A 24107-nucleotide genomic window follows, 5' to 3' on the forward strand; every position below is an offset into this window, starting at 1 on the left:
GGGCTGGAACGCAAAGCGGTTTTTCACGGGGTAAAGGTAGAACGAAAGTGACGCCCAACCTTTGCTTGAGGTTGCGTTGATTTGAGAACTATAAGCAGAATCAACAAGCGCCAAAAGGCCGGAAAAGCAGAGGGCTAGGTACTGCGTAAGGATAAAACCTACTTGACGATTTTTAGGTGGTAGTAAGAAATACCTGAGGTTTAAGCAGAAGCTAGGTCTTGATTTAGGGTTGATGAAGCGAAAACGAATTGGATTTTGTAAAAAGTGGCCATTTTTTCGGGGAGCTTTGGAAAAACGGTTTGTTCTCTTCTATTTTGCCTGCATCAAGTAATACCTAAACGTTCTTCATGTCTATTCTGCGCTTTAAAGCTCTTGAATTAGTTGACCGACGCGAACCAGTATCGGTACCCACCACTACTGAGCGTCGCTCGGATAGTTTCGGTAAAAATGTATTCAACCTGGAGGCCATGCGGGCCACCATGCCAGGAGAATACTTTAAAAAATTACAAGCTGCTATTAAGCAGGGCACGCCAGTAGAGCGGTCGGTGGCCGATGCGGTGGCCTCGGCCATGAAGACGTGGGCCATGGCCAAAGGCGCTACTCACTACACCCACTGGTTCCAGCCCCTGACGGGCGCCACGGCCGAGAAGCACGACTCCTTCTTCGACCTGAATTCCGACGGTCGTCCGATCGAGAACTTCAAGGGCTCAGCGCTGGTGCAGCAGGAGCCCGATGCGTCTTCCTTCCCCAACGGCGGTATCCGCAACACCTTCGAGGCGCGCGGCTACACGGCCTGGGACCCGACCTCGCCCGCTTTCATCTTGGAGGCGCCCGGCACCAAGACCCTGTGCATCCCCACCATCTTTGTGGCCTACACTGGCGAGGCGCTCGACTACAAAGCTCCCCTGCTCAAGTCGCTGGCCGCGCTGGAAAAAGCCGCCGTGGACGTGTGCCAGTACTTCGACAAAGACGTGCAGCGCGTGCACACCACCCTGGGCATCGAGCAGGAGTACTTCCTGGTGGACAAAGCCCTCTATGATGCGCGGCCCGACCTGGTGATGACCCAGCGTACGCTGTTTGGCCACGCCCCGGCCAAGGGTCAGCAGCTGGAGGACCATTACTTCGGCTCCATCCCCAGCCGGGTGCACGCCTTCATGGTCGAGTTCGAGGAAGAAGGCACCAAGCTCGGCATTCCGCTGCGCACGCGCCACAACGAGGTGGCCCCGAACCAGTTTGAGTGCGCCCCCACCTTTGAGGATGCCAACCTGGCCGTGGACCACAACCAGCTCTTGATGGACGTGATGGACCGCGTGGCCGAGCGCCACCACTTCAAGGTGCTCTTGCACGAGAAGCCTTTCGCCGGGGTGAACGGCTCGGGCAAGCATAACAACTGGGCCATGAGCACGGACACGGGCGTGAATCTGTTCGCCCCGGGCAAGCGGCCCAAGGAAAACCTGCAGTTCCTGACCTTCTTCATCACCACCATCAAGGCCGTGCATACCTACGGGGAGCTACTGCGCGCCAGCATTGCTTCGGCCAGCAATGATCACCGCTTGGGAGCCAACGAAGCGCCGCCGGCCATTATGAGTGTGTTCGTGGGCTCGATGCTGGACAACGTGCTCAACGAGCTGGAGCGCACCGCGAAGTTGCCGCTGGACAAGGGTGACAACATCTACCTCAAGCTCGGCATCGACAAGATCCCAGCGATTCTGCTGGACAACACCGACCGTAACCGCACCTCCCCGTTTGCCTTCACCGGCAACAAGTTTGAGCTGCGCGCGGTAGGCTCTTCGGCTAACTCTTCTTCGGCCATGACCGTGTTGAACGCCATTGTGGCTGAGCAGCTCATCCTGTTCAAGCAGGCAGTAGATGCGCAGTTGGAGCAAGGCAAGAAGAAAGAAGTGGCCATTGTGGATGTGTTGCGCGAGTACGTGATCAGCTCCAAGGATGTGCGCTTCGAGGGAAACGGCTACTCGCAGGAATGGAAAGAAGAGGCCGCCCGCCGGGGCTTGGCCAACGTGGCTACCACGCCGCAGGCCCTAGACGCCCTAGTGAGTGATGCCGCCGAGACGCTGTTTGCACGCCACGGCATCTTCTCTCCGGTGGAGCTGCACGCCCGCCATGAGATCTTGCTGGAAGAGTACCTGAAGAAGATTCAGATCGAAAGCCGCGTGATGGGTGACCTAGCTATCAACCACATCATCCCCACGGCCGTTGCGTATCAAACTAAGCTGATTACCAACGTAAAAGGCTTACGTGAGCTAGGTCTGGATGACGAAAGCGCTCAAGTAACCATTGATACCATCAAGGCCATCTCGCGCTACATTGCAACGATCAAGACAGAGTCTGATGCAATGACCAACAGCCGCAAAGTGGCCAACAAGATAGAAGATACACGGGAGCGGGCCATTGCCTACTGCGACACCGTGAAAGCACACTTCGACCCCATTCGCCGCGCCGTAGACAAGCTGGAGCTGATGGTGGCCGATGAGGACTGGCCGCTGGTTAAGTACCGCGAACTCTTGTTCCGGCACTAGCAGCGGACGGGCTCGACCCGGAGTTGGGTGGGAATTTTCTCCGCGTGTCGAGACGCGAAAAAGCCGTTCCGGGTGGGACGGCTTTTTTTGTGCTTTACTTACCTAAGCTAGGCAGATGCTACTGTGTTACTGGGTAAGGCTTGCATTGGTGTGTCATCGGTCAGCAGCTCAGCACTGCTGGCAGCATCAGGCGCCATGGTGTGCCAAGCTGTTTGTTTGAGCTCATCGAGGCGATGCAGTAGCTCAGCGACGGTGGGGTTTGCTTTGAGTTTATCAAAGAAGCCAGTTTTGTGACCGGCTCTCACTAATGCTTCTAACGCAAAGGGCAGAATCCAACCTATGATGTTAGAAGCCAGTGCTCCGCGCAGACCAATGCGCACCAGCAAACGGGCCGCCATGCGCTCAAGCAGCAGTGCTTTCACGGTAGGCAGCGCTTTGTTGGAAAGAAAATCAGCCACTAGTTGTGCGTTACCCTTTTGCACTTCAGCACGCAGTACTTCTTGCACGGCTTCTAAGGCATTTTGGGCCGCTTTACGGAACAGGTGCCCCGTTTGCCAAGCAGCCAAACCTGTGCTGCGAAATGCATTGCGTACGGCAGGAGGAAAAACAGGCTTTTTCATAGAAAAAGAAGCGGTGAAAAGCGTCAGCTGGCCGCTACTGCTGTGTACAAACGTGAAATAACTCTAGTTGTCTATTTATGAAAATATATTAGAACGCCAACCCGCCATAACAGAGGAGCGTATTTTTACTAAACCATACTGCTTCATGAAACAGCTCCTTCTCTGCTTAATGTCGCTGCTTTACATCGCGACCGGTATTAATCACTTTGTACATCCTTCCTTCTACGAAGCAATCATGCCCTCGTGGCTGCCCTGGCACGGCTCATTGGTGTTGCTGAGTGGTATTTGCGAGGTAGTGCTAGGCCTGTTTCTGCTGCCAATTGCTACCCGCCGTCTTGCCGCTAGCCTGATCATCCTGATGCTCATCGTTTTTCTGCCAGTGCATATTCAGCTGTTGGTAGATGCGTGGCAAACCCAAAGTCCCAACTTATGGATACATATCCTGCGAATTCCATTACAGTTTGTTCTTATCTGGTGGGCTAAGCAGTACACGAAGCAGACGGGTGTCTTCTATGTGCCGACCCCAATCGTATAAAGACTTATTTATTCGGTTTATACCTGCTTTATGAAGGTAATTGTAGTAACGGAGCCTGGCGGACCAGAAGTATTGCGTGTACAGGAGAAGCCGATACCTAGCCCTGCGGCTAACCAAGTCCTGGTCAGAGTGCACGCGGCTGGTGTGAACCGGCCAGACGTTTTTTTGCGCAAGGGTAAGTATGGAGGTGCCCCCACCCAGCCGGGCATGGTGCTCGGGTTGGAAATTGCAGGTGAAGTTGTGGAGGTTGGGGCGGAAGTAACTCGTTGGCAACCAAATGATGCCGTATGCGCGCTTGTTGCTGAAGGTGGCTACGCCGAATATGCCGTAGTTGATGCCCGCCACTGTTTGCCCGTGCCCGCGGGATGGAGCTTTGAGGAAGCGGCTTCCTTACCTGAAACCGTATTTACTGTGTGGCACAACGTATTTCAAAAAGGACAGCTCACCAGCGGCGAAAATTTTCTGGTGCACGGTGGCAGCAGCGGCATTGGTATCACGGCTATTCAATTAGCCGTTGCTTTGGGGGCTAAGGTATTTTCTACGGCGGGTGGCGACGAGAAATGCCGTGCCTGCGAGGAGCTAGGTGCCACGCGCTGCATCAACTACAAAACGCAAGACTTTGAAGCCGAGCTGAAAGGTGAAGGTGTTGACGTTATTTTAGATATGATAGGTGGCGACTATATCGCCAAGAACATTCGTCTGCTCCGGCCAGATGGGCGCCTGGAGTTCATCAACGCTATGCAAGGTCCTACTGCTGACATCAACGTGCTGGACATCATGGCGCGCCGCCTTACCATCAGCGGAAGTACTCTGCGTCCACGCAGCGCCGACTTCAAAGCTGAGCTAGCCGCTGACATTGAAAAACAGGTGTGGCCGCTGCTAGCCGCAGGCAAGTTTAAACCGATGATTTACAAAGTGTTTCCGCTAAGCGAAGCGGCCGAAGCACACCACCTAATGGAGAGCAGTGCCCATATCGGTAAGATCATGCTCCGAATTGAATAACGAATGTAGCGCGAAGCTCCTGCTTCGCGCCTCGTTGAACGTGCAACCTAGGTGCTATCGTCCACCAAGACGCGAAGCAGGAGCTTCGCGCTACATCCATACTGCTAGCTTACCAAAAAATCGGGAATGACCTTCAGGCAAACTGGCGCTGGTAGCTCCACATTAACGCCTGTTGGCGTGAGCTTTCCTGTTTGACTGTCGACGCGGTAGGTGGTGATGTTATTCGTGTTCTGATTACCTACTAAGGCAATGCGGCCGCTGGGGTCGAGAGTGAAGTTACGAGGGTATTTGCCTTGCGTATCAGCGTGTTGTACGAGAGTGAGCTTGCCACTACGCTGGTCAATGGCGTAGACCACAATGCTGTTGTGACCCCGATTCGACCCGTAGAGAAACTTGCCGTTGGGTGAAACGTGGATATCCGCGCAGTAGCTCTCGCCAGTATAACCAGCTGGCAGCGCCGACAAAGTTTGCAGTTCGACGAAGGTTCCTTTAGTCGCATCGTACGCCAGAGCGGTTACCGTGGAGTTAAGCTCGTTGATGAGGTAAGCCCAGCGATTATTAGAGTGGAAAGTAAGGTGCCGCGGCCCAGCGCCCGGTGCAGTGGTAAATGCCGTGGTGGCATTCGTCGAGAATTTGCCGTTTGCGGGGTCTAACGGGTACGCCAGCACCTTGTCAATACCTAGGTCGACGGCTAGGCCAAACTTGTTGTTGGGGTCGGCAAAGAAGCAGTGCGCGTGGGGTACGTTCTGGTTTTTGTGCGGACCGGAGCCGGTGTGTTGTACAGTAGCGGAAGGAGCGCCAAGCTGACCGTTGGCCTGCACTGGTAGAGCACAGATGCTGCCCCCAGCGTAGTTGGCAACCAATACCTCTTTGTTCGTGTGGTCGAGACTAATGTAGCACGGGCCTGGTCCGAAGGACGATTGCTCGTTGAGCAGCGTCAAACCGCCCGTTTTCTTATTGATAGCATACGCGCGAACAGAGCCGCTTTTGTCACCTTTGTATTCGTTCGTTTCGTTGACGGTATATAGAAACTGCTGTTTTGGGTCAAGCGTAAAATACGTTGGGTTGGCTCCGGCCTTGGTGGCTCCTACACGCGTGAGAGTGCCTGTGGTAGCATCAAGGCGGTAGAGGAAAATACTTTCAGCGTCGGGTTGGGCGAAAGTGCCAACGTACACCAGGTAAGTTTGCTCTTTTCGCGCCAACGCAGCCGCCTGAGCGGCGAACGGCAGCGTTGCTAAACCTAGGCCGGTGATTTTCAGAAAGCTGCGGCGCGAATGGGAGTGGTGGCTCATACGAAAGAAGAACGATAGAGTGAGTAAGGTCTGGCAATATAGCTAGAGCTTTTTAGGAAGGTGTACTCCGGTATAACGGCCTCAGCTATGCGGTTGGTATCGTTGCCGACGTGTGCGGGCCGGCTGCCCTGGGCGTCCTATTGGTTGTCGCCAGGACAAGTGGTTGGAACAACCTTCGTGCACCTAGCTTGAACAGCTATCAACAGCCGATAACTGGTAGGACACCTAGGACGTCAGACCGGCGGACTTGCTGCGTGCAAGGAGGCGCGAAGTACAAGCTTCACGCGGCCGCGCATGTAGCTGCGGCCTAATCCTTGTACCTTTGCTTCTAACCGCAACTTTAGCCCACTGCCGCTGGTTTTTAGGATATGAACAAGACGTATTGCCCTAGCCTCACCGAGTACAAACGCCGCCTCAGCCGTGAAGTGAAAATCGGCGACGTGCCCATGGGCGGCCTCAACCCGATTCGGGTGCAGAGCATGACCACCGTGGATACGATGGACACCCTAGGTTCGGTGGAGCAAACCTTGCGCATGGTCGAAGCTGGTTGCGAATACGTGCGCATCACGGCGCCTAGCGTGAAGGAGGCGCAAAACCTGCTCGAAATCAAGAAGGAACTGCGCAAGCGGGGCTGCAACGTGCCACTCATCGCCGACATTCACTTTACGCCTAACGCCGCCGAGCTGGCCGCGCGCATCGTGGAAAAAGTGCGCGTGAACCCCGGCAACTACGCCGACAAGAAGAAGTTCGATATCATTGAATACACCGATGCTACCTACGCCGCTGAGGTAGAGCGCATCCGGGAGCGGTTCCGGCCGCTGGTGCAGATCTGCAAGCAGTACGGCACGGCCATGCGCATCGGCACAAACCACGGCTCGTTGTCCGACCGAATTTTGTCGCGCTACGGCGATACGCCGCTGGGCATGGTAGAGTCGGCCCTGGAGTTTTTGCGCCTGTGCGAGGAAGAAAATTACTACGATGTGGTGCTGAGCATGAAGGCTAGCAACACCCAGGTGATGGTGCAAGCCTACCGCTTGCTCGTGCAAAAGCTCGATGAAGAAGGCCTGCAACCGTACCCCTTGCACCTAGGTGTCACAGAAGCTGGCGAGGCCGAGGATGGCCGCATCAAGAGCGCCGTGGGCATCGGTACGCTGCTGGAAGACGGCATTGGCGACACCGTGCGCGTGTCGCTCACCGAAGCACCAGAGGCCGAAGCACCCGTAGCCAAGATGCTGATTGACCGCTACACCAACCGCGCCGCCGAAGCCAAGCCGATTGCGCCCGTAGTTGGGCAGGAGCCAATTGACCCGTTCCAGTATTTCCGTCGTTACACCCGCGAGGTGCTGAACCTAGGTGGGCAAAACGTACCGCGCGTCATTGTCGATTTGTCGCGCCTGCCCTCGGTGGAGTACGCCGATCTGCGTTGCGCGGGGCACTTGTATTCGGCCTTTCTGGACAAGTTTCAGATGAACGACCTAGGGGCCGACTACCTCTACAGCGGTCAGCGCCCCGTACCGTTTATGCTGCCCAATGGCCTCAAGGAAATCGTGGATTACAGTGCTTGGCTTGATGCTGGTCAGCGCGCCGAGCACTTCCCGGCCCTCACGCCGGCTGAGTACGCCGTAGCTGCTGCTCGCCACCCGCAGCTGAACTTTGTGTTTCACACCCTAGGTTCGCTCACGCCTGCCGCCTTAGATCAGCTGCGCGCCGACAGTACCGCCGTGGTGGTTCTGCACACCGACAACGCCCACGCCATGCCCGAAATCCGGCGGGCGTTTTTCGAGCTGCTCAACGCCGGCGTGACCTGCCCGGTGATTATCAAGCGCGAGTACCCGGCGCTAAAAGACGAGCAGACCCAGCTCTACGCCGCTACCGACGTGGGCGGCCTGCTCCTCGACGGCCTCGGCGACGGTGTGGTGCTAAGCACCGAATTGCTCCCCGAGCGCAGCAAAGACGAGTGGCTCACCACCCTCGACCAGCTCAATCAGCTCAGCTTCGGCATCTTGCAAGCCGCCCGCACGCGCATGAGCAAGACCGAGTACATCAGCTGCCCAAGCTGCGGCCGTACCCTATTCGACCTCCAGGAAACCACCGCCATGATCCGCAAGCGCACCGACCACCTGAAAGGCGTCAAAATCGGCATCATGGGCTGCATCGTGAACGGCCCCGGCGAAATGGCCGACGCCGACTACGGCTACGTGGGTGTGGGCAAAGGCAAAATCGCCCTCTACCGCGGCCAGGAAGTCATCAAGAAGTCCGTCCCCGAAGCACAAGCTGTGGATGACTTAATCGAGCTGATGCGCGAGGATGGTAAATGGATCGAGCCGGTGAAGTTGGAAGAGCCTGTAGGAGCGTAGATGCTTCTTAGAAAGTACCAGGTATAATGGGATTGAGCGCATATGTTCAATCCCATTTTTACTTATTAAGGTTGCAGTATGCTTGACTTCTTTCTAATTGACGATAGTCAACCTAGACCAAATCGGAACTTTAATTTAGAATATATCGGTGGTATTGAGGATGAGTTATTCTATGAATTACGAAAGGAAGGTATAATCGAGCCTTGGTTTGATTATTATAGCGATTTTCGTTGGGGAAGCGAGATTATAGCTCGTATACTTTTGAAGTTACAACAAAGACCTAAATCAGCGGCTTTGCAGAAAGAAGAAAAGGAGTTTGCTGCTATTCTGCAAAAAGCTGTTGATGCAAAAGCTGGAGTACTGGCGTTTGGTGATTAGCGCAAATTACCAGTTGATTTTTAGAAAGTATGGAAGACAAGTATAAGTCAATAGAGACACTGAAGAAGGTAAGTGATTTGATTGTTAAGACTAATTGTTCTGTTAGGCTTAAAGTAATTGATAATTCAGAGCCTGAAAGATGGGGAGGGATGGTAGGGTTCCCAAGTATGAATTATCTTGAAATCAATGGTCCTGTCCATGTTGGTGAAATAGAATGGTTAGATATTGACCCAATTGAGGTAAAGCATATTGGAAGATTAGTAAAGCCTAAGATTATTGATCATCAAGATTCTTTGTCTTCTTCTTTAGAAGAAGTGGGTTTGGAATATGTTATAGTTGATGGTGTATTTCGAATATTTATAAAGAATATATCATAGCAAATAGTACTACTGTCTGGTATGATTTATATAGAATAAGACGCTTTTGCTATGAGTATACCTGTTCTTTCTTATAACTTACATGATAATATTGTTGAATGTTTTAATTTCAATTCTATACGTGGCCGCCTGATAATACTCATTTGGGATAAGTTAGTAGATAGTCCAACGATTGTCTGGCGGCAACTGACTATTTCAGGTATTATAAATATCAAAGAGGTTGGGAAATATCAGAAGCGGATTGCTGATGATTTGGATAAAACACAACGTGAAACCTTCAGTTATAGGATAGACGAGTTTAAGTACTGTGATAAACCCAAGTCTGAGACAAGGAATTTGCACCTGTCATTAGATATCGATCATTTAGGTACACTAACGATAAACTGTGCAAAGTTTACTATTCAAGTAATAAATAGAAAGCTGTAGAAGCTTAAAACATAACGCCCCCTCATTCGTCTACCATACCATGAAGATCAAAGCTATTGTAACCGGCGCGACCGGCATGGTGGGAGAGGGCGTGCTGCACGAATGCCTGAACCACCCTGATGTGGAACAGGTGCTATCCGTCAGCCGCAAACCGAGCGGCGTGACGCACCCAAAGCTGCGCGAAATCGTGCACAGCGACTTTCAGGATCTGTCGCCCATTCAAGACCAGCTTACCGGCTATAACGCCTGCTTTTTCTGCCTAGGCGTGTCATCGGTGGGGATGAAGCAGCCGGAGTACCGCCGCCTGACTTACGACCTGACGCTGCACTTCGCCGAAACGCTGCTGCCCCGCAACCCCGACCTCACGTTCTGCTACGTATCGGGTGCCGGCACCGATAGCACTGGCCACGGCCGTAGCATGTGGGCCCGCGTGAAAGGGCAAACGGAGAATAAACTGCTGGGCCTAGGTTTTCGCCAAGCGTACATGTTTCGGCCCGGCTTCATGAAGGCAACACCGGGCTTGAAGAACGTGTTACCCATGTATAAATACACCAACTGGCTCTATCCAATACTTCGCAGGTTCACGCCGCAGTACGTTTCCACGCTGCAAGAGCTAGGTTTGGCCATGATTAACGTCGTGCGCGAGGGCTACTCGAAATCGGTGTTGGAAGTGCCAGATATAGTAGCGCTGGCAAAAGCCTGAAAGTCTGTACAAAATAAAAGGCCGTCATGCTGAGCTTGCCGAAGCATCTCTACCGCAATGCTAACTTCTAACGTCAGCAACGAAGCAGTAGAGATGCTTCGGCAAGCTCAGCATGACGGCCTTTATCTAAAGCTTGCTACTATTTTCAGCGCGGACGTATACCTAGGCTAATCCTTCGCTAGCCTTTTATATTTGGTATGAAACGGCGTTTGCTGACACTGCCAGAGTTAAGCTTGATCCTCTTCCTGTTGCGCGACAAACCGGCCGCAGAGAAGTTTTTGGCTTGGCTGCCCATTGCAGAAGTGGAAGAACTAGCCGACGGCGGCATGGGTAGCTTACGGTTTGTGAGCAGAAAAGACGAGCAGCGCTTAGGACAAAAGATTGCTGAACTGCAGTTCCTGGACGAGGATGGCGTGCCGGTGCTGGTGTCTCTTTACCTAGATCAGGAAGGGGCACTATATGAATTAGATAGCTGGAAAACGGACTATTCGCCCCTGAAGCGAATTCCGCTTTTCTGACCTAGCTTCGCACTATTGGCACTTCTCCTTGCGGCGTGTATCAATGATGTGCACGATCTTCCAGCCGTCGGTGTACTTCACCAGTTGAAACGAGTCGTAGCCGCAGTGGCTGAACTTGCTGCCCAGGTAGAACTGGTACGGCGTCCAGACGCTGGCTAGGTTGGCGTCGATAAGCACCCGCTCGAAGGTGATGCGCTCATCCCAGACCTCGGTGTGCGGTGTGCCGACGGCTTTTAGGAAATCGTTGGTTTTTTCGACGCCGAGCTGCGTATTACCATTCCGGTTGCTGATGGTGTGCAGGACCACACCCGGAGCTAGGGTGCTGCGCACGAGGGTACTATCACCCCGCCGCATACCATCGAAGAAGGTAGTAACAGTCTTTTTAATAGCTTCTGTTTCGGCGGCGGGTTGCTGGGCGAAAGCGGTGGTGCTAACGCCGAATAGTAACAGCGACAATAACGTCTTCATAATTTAGGAAGAAAGAATGTAGCGCGAAGCTCCGGCTTCGCGTATCGTTGAACGATAATCAGTAAGCTGTGTGCTGACGTGAGTCGTTCAACGACGCGCGAAGCCGGAGCTTCACGCTACAGACTACACGAGCACAACGGTAAAATTATGTGCTGGTTTCCGAGAGCAAAACGCTAGGAAGTAAGTTTGTGGATCGGAAGCTGTACTGTTGTTAGTTTCTGTTTCGGCCCTTGCTCGTACCATCCATGAAAATTCGTCGCACGTTCGACATACTAACGCACCTTACTACCCGCGCACCGCAAGCTAACTGCCTGGTTGCCAAAATAAACGGTAAATGGCAGCCGCTGAGCGCACAGCAGGTACAAGAGCAAGCTGACCTCGTGAGCCTAGGTTTGCGCCAACTCGGTGTGGAGCCTGGCGACAAAGTCGCTATCATCTCGGCCAACCGCCCCGAGTGGATGCTAGCCGATTTTGGTATCGCGCAGCTAGGGGCCGTAAGCGTGCCCATGTACCCCACCATCACCGTGGAAGACTACCGCCACATCTTCACTGATGCTGACGTGAAGGTGGTGCTGGTGTCTGACCAAAAGCTGCTGGCCCGCGTGCACGAGGCCACCGCCGACCTCGCCGAAGCTCCCGAGCACATTTTTACCTTCGAGAAGGTTGTGGGTTCGCGCCACTTCGGGGAGCTGCTGTCGATGGGGAAACTAGGTAGCATGGAGGAGCTGGAGGCAGAAAAAGCCGCTGTGCAGCCCGATGACTTGCTCACACTCATCTACACCTCCGGCACCACCGGCCGGCCTAAAGGCGTGATGCTCTCGCACGAGAACGTGCTGAGTAACTGCCGCGACCTAACCAGCTATCTGCCATTGCCCGAACAAGCAAAAGCGCTCAGCTTCCTGCCGTTGTCGCACATTTTCGAACGTACGGCCACCTTTCTCTACCTCATGCTCGGCTTCTCGATCTACTACGCCGAGGGCATGGAGCGCATCGCCGACAACCTGCGTGAGGTGCAGCCCCAGGTGTTCACCACCGTGCCGCGCCTGCTGGAGAAGATCTACGACAAGATTGTGGCCACTGGCTCGAAGCTAACGGGTGTGAAGAAGAGCCTGTTCTTCTGGGCCTTGAACCTAGGTCTGAAATACGATACCCAAAAGAACCTAGGTTTCTTCTATAACAAGCAGCTAGCCTTAGCCAATAAGCTCATTTTCAGTAAATGGCGCGAAGCCATGGGTGGAAAAGTTGAGTTCATTGTATCCGGTGGTGGCGCGTTGCAGCCGCGCCTAGCGCGGGTGTTATGGGCCGCGGGCGTGCGGGTGATGGAAGGCTACGGCCTCACCGAAACGTCGCCTGTTATTGCGGCCTGTCGCCCCGAGCCGGAGAATAATATGATTGGTACCGTAGGACCGGTGTTGCCTCACGTTGAGGTGAAAATCGTGCCAGACGGTGAAATCTTGACCCGCTCGGCCTCGGTGATGAAAGGCTACTACAACCGCCCCGATCTTACCGCCGAAGCCATTGACGCCGAAGGCTGGTTTCACACTGGCGACATTGGCGAGTTTATGCAAGGCCGCTTCCTGAAAATCACCGACCGTAAGAAGGAGATGTTCAAGACCTCGGGCGGTAAGTACATCGCCCCGCAAGTCATTGAAGCCAAGCTTTCGGAGTCGCCGCTGATTGAGCAGGTGATGGTGGTAGGAGAGAACCAGAAATTTCCTTCTGCGCTGCTCGTGCCCGCGTTTGCTGAGTTGCGTGCCTGGGCGCAAAGTCACGGTCTACCCACCAACCTTTCTGATGCGGCCCTAACGGCCCACGCGCAAGTGCAGAAGCTTTATGAAGGCTTGGTGCACCAGTACAATGCTAGCTTTGCCAACTGGGAGCAGGTTAAAAAAGTAGTGCTATTGCCTACCTCTTGGAGCGTAGAAACCGGCGAGCTGACCCCTACCATGAAAGTGAAGCGGAAGGTAATCACCGCCAACAATTTGCCGCGCATCGAGGCGCTGTATAGCTAAGTAGTGCTAGGTTGAAGTTAGAAGCTAGCTCCCCTCCTTTTTTAAGGAGGGGGTTGGGGGTGGTTTCAATCGTTGAATGATCCTAGTATCCAGAAGCTAGCTTTAGTTTTCTAGCTTTAGCTGACCACCCCTAGCCCCTCCTTAAAGAAGGAGGGGAGCTAGCTTTTTAGCTTTGTTTTAGACCTAGTTGTGGCCGCAAAAAAGCTAAGAAATAGCCGCTAAATTCTTCTATCTATTTATCTTTCTGGCAAATCTTTCCGGCCTGACCGGTGTTATTAATGCGTACTAAAAGACGACGACATGAACGGCCGCAACTTGTTTAATCTCGGTGAAGTGTTTGGCTACTTCTTTCGCAAGCACGACCCGAACCGCAAAACTAATTTCAACCTGCGGACTATGCACTTCATCAACAAGCTCTCGATGAGCATGTTCTTGGTGTGTCTGCTGGTGATGCTGTACCGCTTGTTTACGCGCTAATTTCTGCTGAAAATGAACATCGAAGATCTGCGTGATTACTGCCTGCTAAAAGTTGGTGTGACAGAAGACATGCCCTTCGGTGATAATACGCTCGTGTTCCGAGTAGGAGGTAAAATCTTCTTGCTCACGGATGTTAACACCTACGCGAGCATCAACCTGAAGTGTGACCCAGAGCGCGCCGTCCAACTCCGCGAGGAGTTCGACTACGTGCTACCAGGTTTTCACATGAATAAAAAACACTGGAACACCGTGCTCATTGGCACCGGTGTCACTAATCGACAACTCCGTGAGTGGGTCGACCATTCATACGACCTCGTGCTAGCTTCGCTGCCGAAGGCTCAGCGGACCACGCTCCTGGAAGCATCGGAGTAGCTCAACGGTATTAGAATAGACTGCATTACTGATCAGGACTGGCCCACGCCAGTCCTGATTTTGTTTTCGGCTGATGCAGAGATGCTTACTTGTATCTCGGGCATTGCTGATGTTGTTCGATTCACAGTGATGCGAGGTGTGTGAGGAGATGAACATGTGGAGCGTAAAGCCTAGCTAAGCAGCCGATTTCTGCCCAAAGTGCCGGGGTTCTTAAAAATGCAGCCATTTTTGATCATCAAGTGCTTGCCTACCTAGGTAGGTAACGCTTGGTGTGGAACCACACTTTATCTCCTCGGTATTTATGAAGAAAGGCTTACTCGTGCTGTGGCTATGTTGCCTTTCGGTGTTAGGGGTTGCTCAATCGCCGCAGCGCTTCTTCCCGAAGGAATTGCTAACGCAGATTGGCGTGTATTACTACCCCGAGCATTGGGACGAAAGCCAGTGGGAGCGAGATATTAAGAAGATTGCCGACCTAGGTTTTGAGTACATCCACGTGGGCGAGTTTGCTTGGGTGTTTATGGAGCCACAAAAAGGCAAGTACGACTTTCGGTGGTTGGATAAAGTGGTGGACCTGGCGGGCAAGTATAAGCTGAAGGTCATTATGTGCACGCCGACTTCTACGCCGCCCGTGTGGCTCACGCAAAAGCACCCGGAGATTTTTATCCGCAACAGCGAAGGCCAAACGGCTTTTCACGGCTCGCGCGATAATTACTCGACATCCAGCGACGTGTACCGAAAATACACGGCGCAAATTGTAGCGGAGCTAGGCAAGCGCTACGGCCAGGATGCCCGCGTAATGGGCTGGCAACTCGACAATGAACCCGCTCGCTCCGTGGACTATAGCCCCGTCTCCGAGAAAAAATTCAAGGAGTGGCTTAAGAAGAAGTACGTTACTATCAGTGCTCTGAATGATGCCTGGGGTACGAAGTTCTGGAGCATGGTCTATAACGACTTCAACCAGGTTCGCCTTCCAAATTCTCGCTTGCAGTACGGACCTAGCCCGCACGCCGTGCTCGATTCGCGCCGCTTCTCCGCCGACCAGTTGGCCGCCTTCCTCGACTTTCAGGCCCAGACGCTGCGCAAGTACATCGGCAAAGAGCAGTGGATTATGACCAACTACACCAGCCTGCGCGACGACCCGGGCTACGATCCGCAACGCACCAATAATCTGGATTTTACGTGCTACACCAACTATCCCGTGCATGGCACCGGCGAAATGCTCGGTGACAAAGGCTTTCGGGTGGGCTCGATGGCTACGCTGGCCTTTATGAACGATTATTACCGCACGGTGCGCGGTGTGTACGGCGTGATGGAGTTGCAGCCGGGGCAAGTAAATTGGGGCAGTATCAACCCGCAGCCTGAGCCAGGTGCAGTGCATATGTGGCTGTGGCACACGTTCATGGGCGGTACTACGCTGAACTGCACCTACCGTTTTCGGCAGCCGATCTATGGCTCGGAACTCTACCACTATGGCATCGTGAACACCGATGGTGTGACGCCTACCCGCGGCGGCCTGGAGTTTTCTAAGTACATCCGGGAGGTGAAAGAACTGCGCAAGCAGTATAAGCCGAACCTAGCGCCGCCTGCCAGCTATACCAATCGTCGCACGGCCCTTCTGATGAGCATCGAGAACTTCTGGGACCAGAATATTCAGCGGCAAACCTCGCAGTGGCAGCCCTACGACCATGTCACGAAGTACTTCAAAGCAATCAAGTCCCTCGGCGCACCGGTTGACTTCGTGACGGAGCAATCGGATTGGTCGGCTTACAAAGTGCTGATTGTGCCTGCGTATCAGTTGGTTGATAAAGAACTGATAGCCAAGATCCGGCAGTATGCGGACCAGGGCGGTCAGGTCGTGATAAGCTGCCGCACGGGGCATAAAGACAAGAACGGCCACTTGTGGCAAGCGAAGTGGGCCGAGCCAATCTCCGAGCTAATCGGCGGAGATGTAGCGTTTTTCGATCTGATGATGCCCACTACCGAAGGGGAGGTGTCCTTCGCTGGCAACTCGTACAAGTGGAACAACTGGGGTGACGTGCTGCAGCCTAACCCTAGCACGCAGGTACTAGCTACCTATACAAACCAGTTTTACAACGGTAGCGCCGCCGTTTCCCAAGCTAAGCAAGGCAAAGGCACCGTCACCTACATCGGCGTCGATACCAACAGCGGAGAGTTGGAGAAAGCAGTGCTGCAAAAAGTGTATCAAGGCATTGGTATTCAGACCACTGATTACCCAGCAGGCATCAACGTAGAATATCGCGATGGTTTTTGGGTGGCCGTCAATTATTCTTCTAAGCCGTATACGCTGCCATTGCCAGTGACCAGCAAAATTCTGGTGGGTGAAAAGGTGCTACCTAGCCCTGGGGTCACCGTTTGGACGGAGTAGATTAGCAGCATAGCATGCTCTATCCTAGTTCGCAGAGGCTAGGTGTCGCCCCAACTTCTTGAGTGGTTGCTCAATCAGCCGCCATGATAAGGTAGCTATCAGTAGCAACCCTATAAGCATAGTGACCAGTGCGGCAGGTGAATGTTCCCAAGCTATAACACTGGAGTATCGCATGCCATTGGCTACACGCAACCCCACGTGATGTAGTATGCGGTGCAGTATAACTGGCAGGAATAGGTGGTAGAGATATAGGGAGTAACTAATACGGCCCAGAAAAACCAGTACCGGCGACGCTACGAATCTTTGCAGCTTGCTTGTCTGCATGGTAAGTAAAGTTCCCAGCAGTGCTGCTGAGGCTAAAGCCAGGAGGCTAGGACTCAATGCAACTGCATTAAGTGAATAAGTTGAAAAAGCGAGAACGAGATACAGTAGAGAAAGTATTATGCTGATAGTCAATAAATAAAGAGGTGGTAAACGCAAACTGGTTGACACAAAGCTGAGCAAGGCGCCGCTGGCAAACAAGTCGATAGAAGCTGGCAGAAGAACCAACGCGTATGATGTGCCACTATAAGAAACGAGCAGCCACCGGAGCAAAGGGCCTAGTACAATAAGACCGCTTAATAGCCCTGTGAGATAACGCCGCGGCGTGAGCAAAATCACCAGAGGCCATACCACGTAAAATTGCTCCTCCACGGCTAATGTCCAAAAATGACCGGTACCCTCTCCCCAGGCTTGTTCGTGAAAGAACAGAAAGTTAGTTCCTTGTAATAAGAACCAAGGTAATTTACCCCGCACATAGCTCAGGTTAAGTAGCCAAGCGGTGAGAACAGCTACATAGTAAGCCGGAATAATCCGGAACGTACGACGGAGGTAAAATGCTTTAATACTTTTTTGAAACGTATTAATTTGACGCTCACGACTCAGAATAGTAGTTATGAGAAAGCCACTTAATACGAAAAAGCCAGTTACCCCAATAGTGCCAGTGTCTAGCTGGCCTGTTAAGCTAGGTCGCCAGTGTTGTACAATCACTAGCAAGACGGCAATAGCGCGAAATGAATCGAGTTCCGGTCGATAGGGGAAAGTAGCCGGTTGGGAAGAAGGCGGCATAAGTGATGGGAGAGGAAATACGACTATAGACGTACTATCAGATCGAGGTAGTAAGTATTAAATCAACTAAAAACAAAAAGCTCGACTACCCCGCTCCTTATAGATAGGAACGGAGTAGCCGAGCCTTTTACAAGCTAGGTCATTCTATTTACAGCACCACGTTCACCATACGGCCGGGCACTACAATTACTTTCTTCGGTGTTTTGCCTTCGCTGAATTTCTCAAACACCTCGGAGGCACGTACTTCCTGCTCGATGTTGCTAGCGGGAGCATTGGCGGCAAACGTCATTTTGCCGCGCATCTTGCCGTTGAAGGCGATAGGGTATTCCACGGTGGCTTCTTCCAAGTATTCTTCCTTGAACTCGGGGAAGCTGGCGTAGCTGATGCTGCCAGGCTCATGGCCTAGCTCCGTCCACAGCTCCTCGGCTACGTGCGGCGCGTAAGGCGAAACTACTACCGTGAGCGGCTCTAAGATGGCGCGCTTATGGCAGTTCAGGGCCGTTAACTCGTTCACGCAGATCATAAACGTGCTGACCGACGTGTTGAACGAGAACTTATCAATATCATCGGCAGCCTTGCGGATAGCTTTGTGCAAAGCCTTCAGTTCGGCGGGCGTAGCAGCTTCGTCGGTCACGGCTAGGTTGCCATCTTCGGGGTGGAAGAGACGCCAGAGTTTCTTCAGAAAACCTGATACGCCACTCATGCCGCTGGTATTCCACGGCTTGAATTGCTCCAAGGGACCTAGGAACATTTCATAAAGGCGAAGCGCGTCGGCACCGTACTGGCCAACTAAAACGTCAGGGTTTACAACATTGAACTTGTTCTTCGACATCTTCTCGACTTCAGTGCCGCAGACGTAGGTGCCATTTTCCTCAGTAACAAATTCAGCGTTTGCATAGTCAGGGCGCCACTTGCGAAAAGCTTCTTGGTCGAGCACATCGTTGTCTACAATGCTGACATCGACGTGAAGCGGTGTAGTATCATACTGACCTTTTTTGCCTAGCGTCACAAACTGGCTCGTGCCGTTGATGCGATACACAAAGTTTGAACGGCCCAAAATCATCCCCTGATTAATCAGCTTCTGGAACGGCTCGTTGCTGCTCACCAGACCTAGGTCTTTCAGGAACAGGTACCAGAAGCGCGAGTACAGCAAGTGACCGGTGGCGTGTTCGGCGCCGCCCATGTAGAGGTCCACGGTTTTCCAGTATTCCTCGGCTTCTTTACCCACAAACCGCTCCTGGTTATGCGGATCCATGTAGCGCAAGTAGTACCACGAAGATCCTGCCCAGCCGGGCATGGTGCTTAGCTCGTACTCGTACTGGCCCTGGTATTTCCAGTCTTTGGCCCGACCTAAGGGCGGCTCGCCAGTTTCGGTGGGCTTGTATTCGTCGATTTCAGGCAGTACCAGCGGCAGCTCGCTCTCAGGCAAACCGTAAGCGGTGCCGTCTTTATAATAAATCGGAATCGGCTCGCCCCAGTAGCGCTGACGACCGAAAATGGCATCACGCACCCGGAAGTTCACCTTACCTTTACCCAAGCCTCGCTCTTCCAACCAGCTAATGAGCGTGGTCGTGGCCTCTTTGTAACCTAGGCCGTTCACAATGCCCGAGTTGATGAAGCGGCCTTCTTTGGTCGGGTCAGCTTCTTTTTCGATATCCTTTTGGGCGTCGAGTACCTGAATGATGGGCAGGCCAAAGTGCTTGGCAAAGGTCCAGTCGCGCTGGTCGCCGCTGGGCACGGCCATCACGGCACCGGTGCCATAACCGGCCAGCACGTAGTCGGCTAGCCAAATCGGAACGGGCTCATTGTTGAGCGGATTGAGGCAGTAGCTGCCCGTAAACACACCCGATACGGTTTTCACGTCGGCCATCCGGTCGCGCTCCGAGCGGTGCTTGCTCTGGGTGATGTAAGTTTCGACGGCCTCGCGCTGCTCATCAGTGGTGAGCTGCTCCACGAGTTCGTGCTCCGGCGCCAGCACCATGAACGTCGCTCCATAGATGGTATCGACGCGCGTGGTGTACACCTTAATGTTCTGGCTTGGGTCGTTCTGCAACGGAAAAACCACCTCAGCACCCACCGAGCGGCCGATCCAGTTGCGCTGCATTTCCTTCACCGCTTCGGGCCAATCGATAGTGTCGAGGCCCTGAAGCAGGCGGTCGGCGTAAGCGGTGATGCGCAAGTTCCACTGTGGCATCAAACGACGTTCCACGGGGAACCCTCCGCGCTCCGACACGCCGTCTTTTACTTCGTCGTTCGACAAAACGGTACCTAGGGCAGCGCACCAGTTAACGTAAGTATCTGATTGATAAGCTAAACGATAGGCAAGAAGCGTCGCCATTTGGGCTGGCTCCGACTGTGCCTTCCACCCGTCGGCTGTGAAGCTAGGCCGTCCTTCGTCGTCGCCCGCGGCGCGCACGCCTGCATTGCCGTTTTGCTCAAACTGCGCGATGAGTGTCTCAATGGGCTCGGCGCGGTCCGAATCGAGGTTATACCAGGAGTTGAACAGCTTCAGGAAAATCCATTGCGTCCACTTATAGTACTCGGGGTCGGAGGTGCGAACTTCCCGGCTCCAGTCGTAGCTGAACCCTAGGCTATTCAGCTGCTTGATATAGGTGTCAATGTTCTTCTCCGTGGTAAGCGCCGGGTGCTGGCCCGTCTGGATGGCGTACTGCTCAGCAGGTAGGCCGAACGAGTCGAAACCCATGGGATGCAGCACATTATAGCCCTGCAAGCGCTTGTAGCGCGTTACTATATCGGAGGCAATGTAGCCCAGTGGGTGACCTACGTGCAGGCCCGCTCCCGAAGGATAAGGGAACATATCTAGCACATAGTACTTGGGCTTTTCTGACTGATTATCAGCCTTAAAGGTATTATGCTCTTTCCAGTGGGCTTGCCACTTTTTCTCAATTTCCTCGGGACGATAACCGGGCATAAGCAATGGGGATAGTGCGACTTTTTGAACAGGCGAAATTACAGAAATGCTGGGAAGGAGCAGGATGATTAGTAAAAGTGAAGCCTAGAGCTATAAAAATCAGAATTAGAGCGAGAAAGCTCCCCTCCTTTTTTAAGGAGGGGTTGGGGGTGGTTCCTTGCCATTGAACGAAAGGCTAGCTCTAGGCTTCTAGTTCTAGTCTGACCACTCCCAACCCCTCCTAAAAAAGGAGGGGAGCTTTCTAGCCCTAATCCTGACTTGTTAATTGTTGCGTTTCCAGCGGGTCCTTGCCATCCCAAGTGCCCTCGCTTCGCGTCACCTGGAACCGCGCAAACAGTTCCTCACTGTACCAGCCTTCTTGGCGGGTGCGCTGAATTACTTCGCGGTGCAGCTCGCCACGGTAGGCGTACTGCTGCATGGCCTGCGCCGACTCCCAAATGCTGAAGGTAGCTTGTCGGATCACTGGTAGTTCACCGAGGCCAATGGACGCTAACACGCCCGGCGCATGGGCTACTGCCGCGCTGGTGGGCGCCACATATTTCCAAAAACGTGGTGTTTTGCGCAGCCGAATAGAGGCGCGCGTAAGTACTGCCACCGGGCCTTCTACCTCAGAAATATCTGATTTGTAGTCAAATGGGTTGATCCCGTCCCACAAACCGTGGGCTTTTAAGGGGGCTAGGTCGATGGTCCAGATTTCGGTGCTGCGCCGCTGGTATTCCTGCCAAAGCGGGTGCGTGTCGAAGAACTCGGCGGCCGCCGCCTGCGATTCCCAAACAGCCATCATCCCGTAGCGGTGCAGGTTGGGGCGCAAGCCAAAGCCGTTATCGGCGCCGCTGCCCAGGAGCTTGAAAAAGCGCAACCCCGGAACCCGGCGCAGGGGCTGCTGTGAGGTGCCCATCTGGGCCAAGCCCCAGCGAACTTGCCCCGGCTTCAGACCGAAAATGGAAAGGGTGGTGTGCAAGGCGTATTAAATTAACAGACGAATGTAGCGCGAAGCTCCTGCTTCGCGTATCGTTGACCGACCTGGGCTAGGTTATCGTGCTAGCTTCATCGTTCAGCGATACGTGAAGCGGAGCTTCGCGCCACTTCCTTACCAACAAAAAAGGGCGAGAATTGCTTCCCGCCCTTTGTATCTTCAAGTATAATAGCCTTACTGAGGCGTTACTTGTACGTGCTCGTCGCCGGTGGGCTGATAACGCTCGCCAGTGGCTACCGCTTTCACGTAGCCGAAGGCGTTTACTAACACGTTGCTAGGCTGGTCCCATACCTCACCGCGCTCAATATCAATTTTGAGCAGCGAAATGTTCGGATCATCAGAACCCTTAGGGAACCAAGAGCGCAGGCCCTCCGTCCAGAGGTCTTTGATTTTCGTGCGGTCGTTTACAATCGTGGCGATACCTGAGATTGACACATACAGGTTGTCGCCAGGCTTCGAATAACCTAGGTTTACGTGCTGCTCGCGCTGCACTTCGTCGATCTTAGCAGAATCTTTCTCGGTGAAGAACCACAGAGTGCCGTCTTCATCTGGCTTCTGGGTGTACATCGGACGGCTGTGCAACTGACCATTCGTTTCTGCCGTGGTCAGCATCGCAATTTTGATGTCTTTGATTCTATCAATCAGCTTCGTCACGTCGTGACTTTGGGCAACATGCTCTGCCATAGTGGTAGGTGTTCGTAAGGGTTTTGGTAGTAGGGGAGAGTAGACAGAAATACGGTGGAGTCGGCTGAAGGTTTAGGGTTCGGCATTTCGGCGTACCTTCCGGGTCCATGAATTTCTTAGCGCACCTGCTCCTTTCCGGCTCACCGGCCGCTCCCGATTACGCCGATGTAGTAGTCGGCAACTTTGCCGCCGAGGCCGTGCGGGGCCGCGCTGGACTGCTTGCGTACCCCGCTGCCGTGCAGCGCGGCATCTGGCTGCACCGCTTCATCGATTCATTTACGGATACGCACCCCGTCGTGCGCCGCACCACGGCCCGCCTGCGCACCGCCGGCCTAGGTAAGTGGGCTGGTGTCGTGTCCGATGTTGGCTACGACCACCTGCTGGCCCGCGACTTCTCTCGCTACCACTACGATGCTGCCGAGCCGTTGCCGGCCTTTAGTCAGCGGCTCTATGCGTTGTTGCAAACGCGCCGCCACGAGTTGCCAGAACAGCTTCAGAACATGTTCCAGTACATGCGGCGCGACGATTGGCTGACGGGATATGCTCAGCCTGAGGGCTTTGCACGCGCATTGCTAGGACTGAGCCGCCGCGTGCCTAGCGCCCAAGTGCTCGCTACCGGCGCCGCGGCATTTCTGGCAGATTTGCTAGCTTATGAGGCAGACTTCCAGGAGTTTTGGCCAGAGCTACAGGCAGCGGTACAGCTCGAGCTAGCGAAAGGCTAGTGCAGCGTAAGTTGTACCTAGCTGGCCGGGCAGCAGCAAAAATTAGCAAGCATCGGCGCCGCTTGGCGCTAGCATCACCTGGTTGAGAGCGGCTTTCTGCTGGCGCCAATCGGGCATAAACTGGTCCATCAGGCCCCAAAAGCGGGCATTGTGCAGGCGCTCATGCAGATGCACCAGCTCGTGCACCACCACGTACTCCAAGCAGGAAAGCGGCTGCTTGATGAGCTCCAAGTTCAACCAGATGCGCTTGGCGGCGATGTTGCACGTACCCCAGCGCGTTTTCATCTGTTTGATGGCCCACGCCTTGGCTTGCGCGCCAACCACGGGTTCCCATTTAGCCGCCAAAGCGGGTAGTTGCTCTTTTAATTGGGCGCGGTACCAAGCCGTTAGCACTTGCTGCCGTTGAGCAGCGGTGCTTTCCGCAGGTACATATAGCTCCAAGCACCGCTCTTCTTCACGCAGAACAACCCGCTGACGCCCAGCAGTAGGGTGAATGTGCAAGGTGTAGCCGCGACCCTGGTAGAAGTGGATTTCGCCCGACTCGTAGCGGAATGCTACGGGTTGTTGCCGCTCCGCAAACTTGGCTTGGTGCCGCCGGATCCAGGCTTGGCGCGCTGAAATAAACTCAGTAATCGAAGCGGTAGGTACTCGTAAAGGAGCCGCGACCCGCACCCGCCCATCCGGCGCATATACTGTCAGGCGTAAGGAACGGATGTTTTTTCGGACGACTTCAATGGTCAAATCTTCAAACTGTAAAATCGGCATGTAGGGCGGCGTGGTGGGTGGCGCGAGCAGGTGGCAGCACGAAGGTAAATGTGAATCGGGAATTGAAGCCGCTCCTGCTTAGCTAGGTCGAGGAGTTTGGGACAAGCTAGGGCCTAGTAGGGCCTAGTAGGGAGCAGTCCTATGGTGCTTTGAAACAAGAAACTGAGGCTTCACATAATTATTTGCACTGTTCAGATAATTAGGACCAGGTGTGCGCTAAGTACATGGCAAGTTTGGGGGTGTGAAATAAGCGCTCTAGTGCAACTGGAGAAGAAAAAGAGCACGCCAAGTTGACGCTGCAACGACAACGGAAGCGTAAGAGGCATGCTGCTGGTGAACACAGGGCGGTCAGTACTTCAGGTGAGCTGACGCGTGAACCGCCCTGGTACGTTTGGGATAAACGTACGCATGCCTTGCTCTTTTTCAGCCTTCACCTTCTTACAACCAAGGTAACTGATTGC

21 protein-coding genes are annotated in these 24107 nt (G+C 53.7%); 13 read left to right on the plus strand and 8 right to left on the minus strand.

Annotated elements, in window-relative coordinates:
- The first annotated feature begins 347 nt into the window (after positions 1-347).
- Entirely contained in the window at positions 348-2537 is a 2190-nt protein-coding gene (locus SD425_RS11910; RefSeq protein WP_324678795.1) for a glutamine synthetase III, read from the plus strand.
- Positions 2538-2644: 107 nt separating this feature from the next.
- Here the strand turns inward: SD425_RS11910 and SD425_RS11915 are convergent, their stop codons facing one another.
- Entirely contained in the window at positions 2645-3157 is a 513-nt protein-coding gene (locus tag SD425_RS11915; RefSeq protein ID WP_324678797.1) for a hypothetical protein, read from the minus strand.
- A gap of 145 nt (positions 3158-3302) precedes the next feature.
- Between SD425_RS11915 and SD425_RS11920 the strand changes: the two genes are divergently transcribed.
- Together SD425_RS11920 and SD425_RS11925 are read left to right on the plus strand one after the other, a co-directional pair.
- Positions 3303-3692 carry a DoxX family protein gene (locus SD425_RS11920; protein WP_324678799.1) on the plus strand — a complete coding sequence of 130 codons (390 nt, stop codon included), beginning with the start codon at positions 3303-3305 and terminating at the stop codon, positions 3690-3692.
- 30 nt (positions 3693-3722) lie between these two features.
- Positions 3723-4694 (plus strand): NAD(P)H-quinone oxidoreductase, encoded by a 972-nt coding sequence (locus tag SD425_RS11925; RefSeq protein ID WP_324678802.1) that lies wholly within the window; start codon positions 3723-3725, stop codon positions 4692-4694.
- A gap of 104 nt (positions 4695-4798) precedes the next feature.
- Here the strand turns inward: SD425_RS11925 and SD425_RS11930 are convergent, their stop codons facing one another.
- Positions 4799-5986 (minus strand): lactonase family protein, encoded by a 1188-nt coding sequence (locus SD425_RS11930; protein WP_324678804.1) that lies wholly within the window; start codon positions 5984-5986, stop codon positions 4799-4801.
- A gap of 368 nt (positions 5987-6354) precedes the next feature.
- On the opposite strand from SD425_RS11930, the gene ispG reads away from it, so the two are divergent.
- From ispG to SD425_RS11955, 5 genes are all read left to right on the plus strand, one after another.
- Positions 6355-8343 (plus strand): (E)-4-hydroxy-3-methylbut-2-enyl-diphosphate synthase, encoded by a 1989-nt coding sequence (ispG, locus tag SD425_RS11935; RefSeq protein WP_324678806.1) that lies wholly within the window; start codon positions 6355-6357, stop codon positions 8341-8343.
- Positions 8344-8421: 78 nt separating this feature from the next.
- The gene (locus SD425_RS11940; RefSeq protein ID WP_324678808.1) at positions 8422-8721 is read left to right on the plus strand and encodes a hypothetical protein; all 300 of its coding nucleotides are present in this window, start codon (positions 8422-8424) and stop codon (positions 8719-8721) included.
- 29 nt (positions 8722-8750) lie between these two features.
- Positions 8751-9098 (plus strand): DUF6678 family protein, encoded by a 348-nt coding sequence (locus SD425_RS11945; protein ID WP_324678810.1) that lies wholly within the window; start codon positions 8751-8753, stop codon positions 9096-9098.
- 466 nt (positions 9099-9564) lie between these two features.
- Positions 9565-10227, plus strand: coding sequence for an NAD-dependent epimerase/dehydratase family protein (locus SD425_RS11950; protein ID WP_324678812.1), 663 nt, complete (start codon positions 9565-9567; stop codon positions 10225-10227).
- Between the two features lie 197 nt (positions 10228-10424).
- The gene (locus tag SD425_RS11955) at positions 10425-10745 is read left to right on the plus strand and encodes a DUF6984 family protein (RefSeq protein ID WP_324678814.1); all 321 of its coding nucleotides are present in this window, start codon (positions 10425-10427) and stop codon (positions 10743-10745) included.
- Between the two features lie 12 nt (positions 10746-10757).
- Here the strand turns inward: SD425_RS11955 and SD425_RS11960 are convergent, their stop codons facing one another.
- A complete protein-coding gene (locus tag SD425_RS11960) occupies positions 10758-11213 on the minus strand; it encodes a nuclear transport factor 2 family protein (protein ID WP_324678816.1) in 456 nt (151 codons plus the stop codon).
- Positions 11214-11458: 245 nt separating this feature from the next.
- Between SD425_RS11960 and SD425_RS11965 the strand changes: the two genes are divergently transcribed.
- From SD425_RS11965 to SD425_RS11980, 4 genes are all read left to right on the plus strand, one after another.
- On the plus strand, positions 11459-13225 hold the full coding sequence (locus SD425_RS11965) for a long-chain fatty acid--CoA ligase (RefSeq protein ID WP_324678818.1): 1767 nt from the start codon (positions 11459-11461) through the stop codon (positions 13223-13225).
- A 300-nt stretch (positions 13226-13525) separates the two neighbouring features.
- Positions 13526-13702: a DUF6728 family protein gene (locus SD425_RS11970; protein WP_179197637.1), complete on the plus strand. Its 177-nt coding sequence runs from the start codon at positions 13526-13528 to the stop codon at positions 13700-13702.
- A 12-nt stretch (positions 13703-13714) separates the two neighbouring features.
- Positions 13715-14074, plus strand: coding sequence for an MmcQ/YjbR family DNA-binding protein (locus SD425_RS11975; RefSeq protein ID WP_324678822.1), 360 nt, complete (start codon positions 13715-13717; stop codon positions 14072-14074).
- A 301-nt stretch (positions 14075-14375) separates the two neighbouring features.
- Positions 14376-16460 carry a beta-galactosidase gene (locus SD425_RS11980; protein WP_324678824.1) on the plus strand — a complete coding sequence of 695 codons (2085 nt, stop codon included), beginning with the start codon at positions 14376-14378 and terminating at the stop codon, positions 16458-16460.
- A 24-nt stretch (positions 16461-16484) separates the two neighbouring features.
- Here SD425_RS11980 and SD425_RS11985 read toward each other — a convergent pair whose 3' ends face one another.
- The 4 genes from SD425_RS11985 to SD425_RS12000 all read right to left on the minus strand — a co-directional run bounded on the left by SD425_RS11985 (position 16485) and on the right by SD425_RS12000 (position 22159).
- Positions 16485-17567, minus strand: a complete 1083-nt coding sequence (locus SD425_RS11985; RefSeq protein ID WP_324678826.1) for an acyltransferase — start codon at positions 17565-17567, stop codon at positions 16485-16487.
- A gap of 148 nt (positions 17568-17715) precedes the next feature.
- The gene (leuS, locus tag SD425_RS11990) at positions 17716-20499 is read right to left on the minus strand and encodes a leucine--tRNA ligase (RefSeq protein ID WP_324678828.1); all 2784 of its coding nucleotides are present in this window, start codon (positions 20497-20499) and stop codon (positions 17716-17718) included.
- A gap of 247 nt (positions 20500-20746) precedes the next feature.
- Positions 20747-21460 (minus strand): spheroidene monooxygenase, encoded by a 714-nt coding sequence (locus SD425_RS11995; protein ID WP_324678830.1) that lies wholly within the window; start codon positions 21458-21460, stop codon positions 20747-20749.
- 189 nt (positions 21461-21649) lie between these two features.
- Complete coding sequence (locus tag SD425_RS12000; protein ID WP_324678832.1) at positions 21650-22159, minus strand: pyridoxamine 5'-phosphate oxidase family protein; 510 nt, start codon at positions 22157-22159, stop codon at positions 21650-21652.
- 107 nt (positions 22160-22266) lie between these two features.
- Between SD425_RS12000 and SD425_RS12005 the strand changes: the two genes are divergently transcribed.
- Positions 22267-22881: an acyl carrier protein phosphodiesterase gene (locus SD425_RS12005; RefSeq protein ID WP_324678834.1), complete on the plus strand. Its 615-nt coding sequence runs from the start codon at positions 22267-22269 to the stop codon at positions 22879-22881.
- A 42-nt stretch (positions 22882-22923) separates the two neighbouring features.
- Here the strand turns inward: SD425_RS12005 and SD425_RS12010 are convergent, their stop codons facing one another.
- The gene (locus SD425_RS12010) at positions 22924-23646 is read right to left on the minus strand and encodes a SprT family zinc-dependent metalloprotease (protein ID WP_324678836.1); all 723 of its coding nucleotides are present in this window, start codon (positions 23644-23646) and stop codon (positions 22924-22926) included.
- Positions 23647-24107: the final 461 nt, after the last annotated feature.

Source organism: Hymenobacter sp. GOD-10R, assembly GCF_035609205.1.
Taxonomy (GTDB): Bacteria; Bacteroidota; Bacteroidia; order Cytophagales; family Hymenobacteraceae; genus Hymenobacter.

Excerpts from the sequence above, each read along its gene's own strand:
- SD425_RS11910 (WP_324678795.1), top strand. The coding sequence starts at position 348 with ATGTCTATTCTGCGCTTTAAAGCTCTTGAATTAGTTGACCGACGCGAA.
- SD425_RS11915 (WP_324678797.1), bottom strand. The coding sequence starts at position 3,157 with ATGAAAAAGCCTGTTTTTCCTCCTGCCGTACGCAATGCATTTCGCAGC.
- SD425_RS11920 (WP_324678799.1), top strand. The coding sequence starts at position 3,303 with ATGAAACAGCTCCTTCTCTGCTTAATGTCGCTGCTTTACATCGCGACC.
- SD425_RS11925 (WP_324678802.1), top strand. The coding sequence starts at position 3,723 with ATGAAGGTAATTGTAGTAACGGAGCCTGGCGGACCAGAAGTATTGCGT.
- SD425_RS11930 (WP_324678804.1), bottom strand. The coding sequence starts at position 5,986 with ATGAGCCACCACTCCCATTCGCGCCGCAGCTTTCTGAAAATCACCGGC.
- ispG (WP_324678806.1), top strand. The coding sequence starts at position 6,355 with ATGAACAAGACGTATTGCCCTAGCCTCACCGAGTACAAACGCCGCCTC.
- SD425_RS11940 (WP_324678808.1), top strand. The coding sequence starts at position 8,422 with ATGCTTGACTTCTTTCTAATTGACGATAGTCAACCTAGACCAAATCGG.
- SD425_RS11945 (WP_324678810.1), top strand. The coding sequence starts at position 8,751 with ATGGAAGACAAGTATAAGTCAATAGAGACACTGAAGAAGGTAAGTGAT.
- SD425_RS11950 (WP_324678812.1), top strand. The coding sequence starts at position 9,565 with ATGAAGATCAAAGCTATTGTAACCGGCGCGACCGGCATGGTGGGAGAG.
- SD425_RS11955 (WP_324678814.1), top strand. The coding sequence starts at position 10,425 with ATGAAACGGCGTTTGCTGACACTGCCAGAGTTAAGCTTGATCCTCTTC.
- SD425_RS11960 (WP_324678816.1), bottom strand. The coding sequence starts at position 11,213 with ATGAAGACGTTATTGTCGCTGTTACTATTCGGCGTTAGCACCACCGCT.
- SD425_RS11965 (WP_324678818.1), top strand. The coding sequence starts at position 11,459 with ATGAAAATTCGTCGCACGTTCGACATACTAACGCACCTTACTACCCGC.
- SD425_RS11970 (WP_179197637.1), top strand. The coding sequence starts at position 13,526 with ATGAACGGCCGCAACTTGTTTAATCTCGGTGAAGTGTTTGGCTACTTC.
- SD425_RS11975 (WP_324678822.1), top strand. The coding sequence starts at position 13,715 with ATGAACATCGAAGATCTGCGTGATTACTGCCTGCTAAAAGTTGGTGTG.
- SD425_RS11980 (WP_324678824.1), top strand. The coding sequence starts at position 14,376 with ATGAAGAAAGGCTTACTCGTGCTGTGGCTATGTTGCCTTTCGGTGTTA.
- SD425_RS11985 (WP_324678826.1), bottom strand. The coding sequence starts at position 17,567 with ATGCCGCCTTCTTCCCAACCGGCTACTTTCCCCTATCGACCGGAACTC.
- leuS (WP_324678828.1), bottom strand. The coding sequence starts at position 20,499 with ATGCCCGGTTATCGTCCCGAGGAAATTGAGAAAAAGTGGCAAGCCCAC.
- SD425_RS12000 (WP_324678832.1), bottom strand. The coding sequence starts at position 22,159 with ATGGCAGAGCATGTTGCCCAAAGTCACGACGTGACGAAGCTGATTGAT.
- SD425_RS12005 (WP_324678834.1), top strand. The coding sequence starts at position 22,267 with ATGAATTTCTTAGCGCACCTGCTCCTTTCCGGCTCACCGGCCGCTCCC.
- SD425_RS12010 (WP_324678836.1), bottom strand. The coding sequence starts at position 23,646 with ATGCCGATTTTACAGTTTGAAGATTTGACCATTGAAGTCGTCCGAAAA.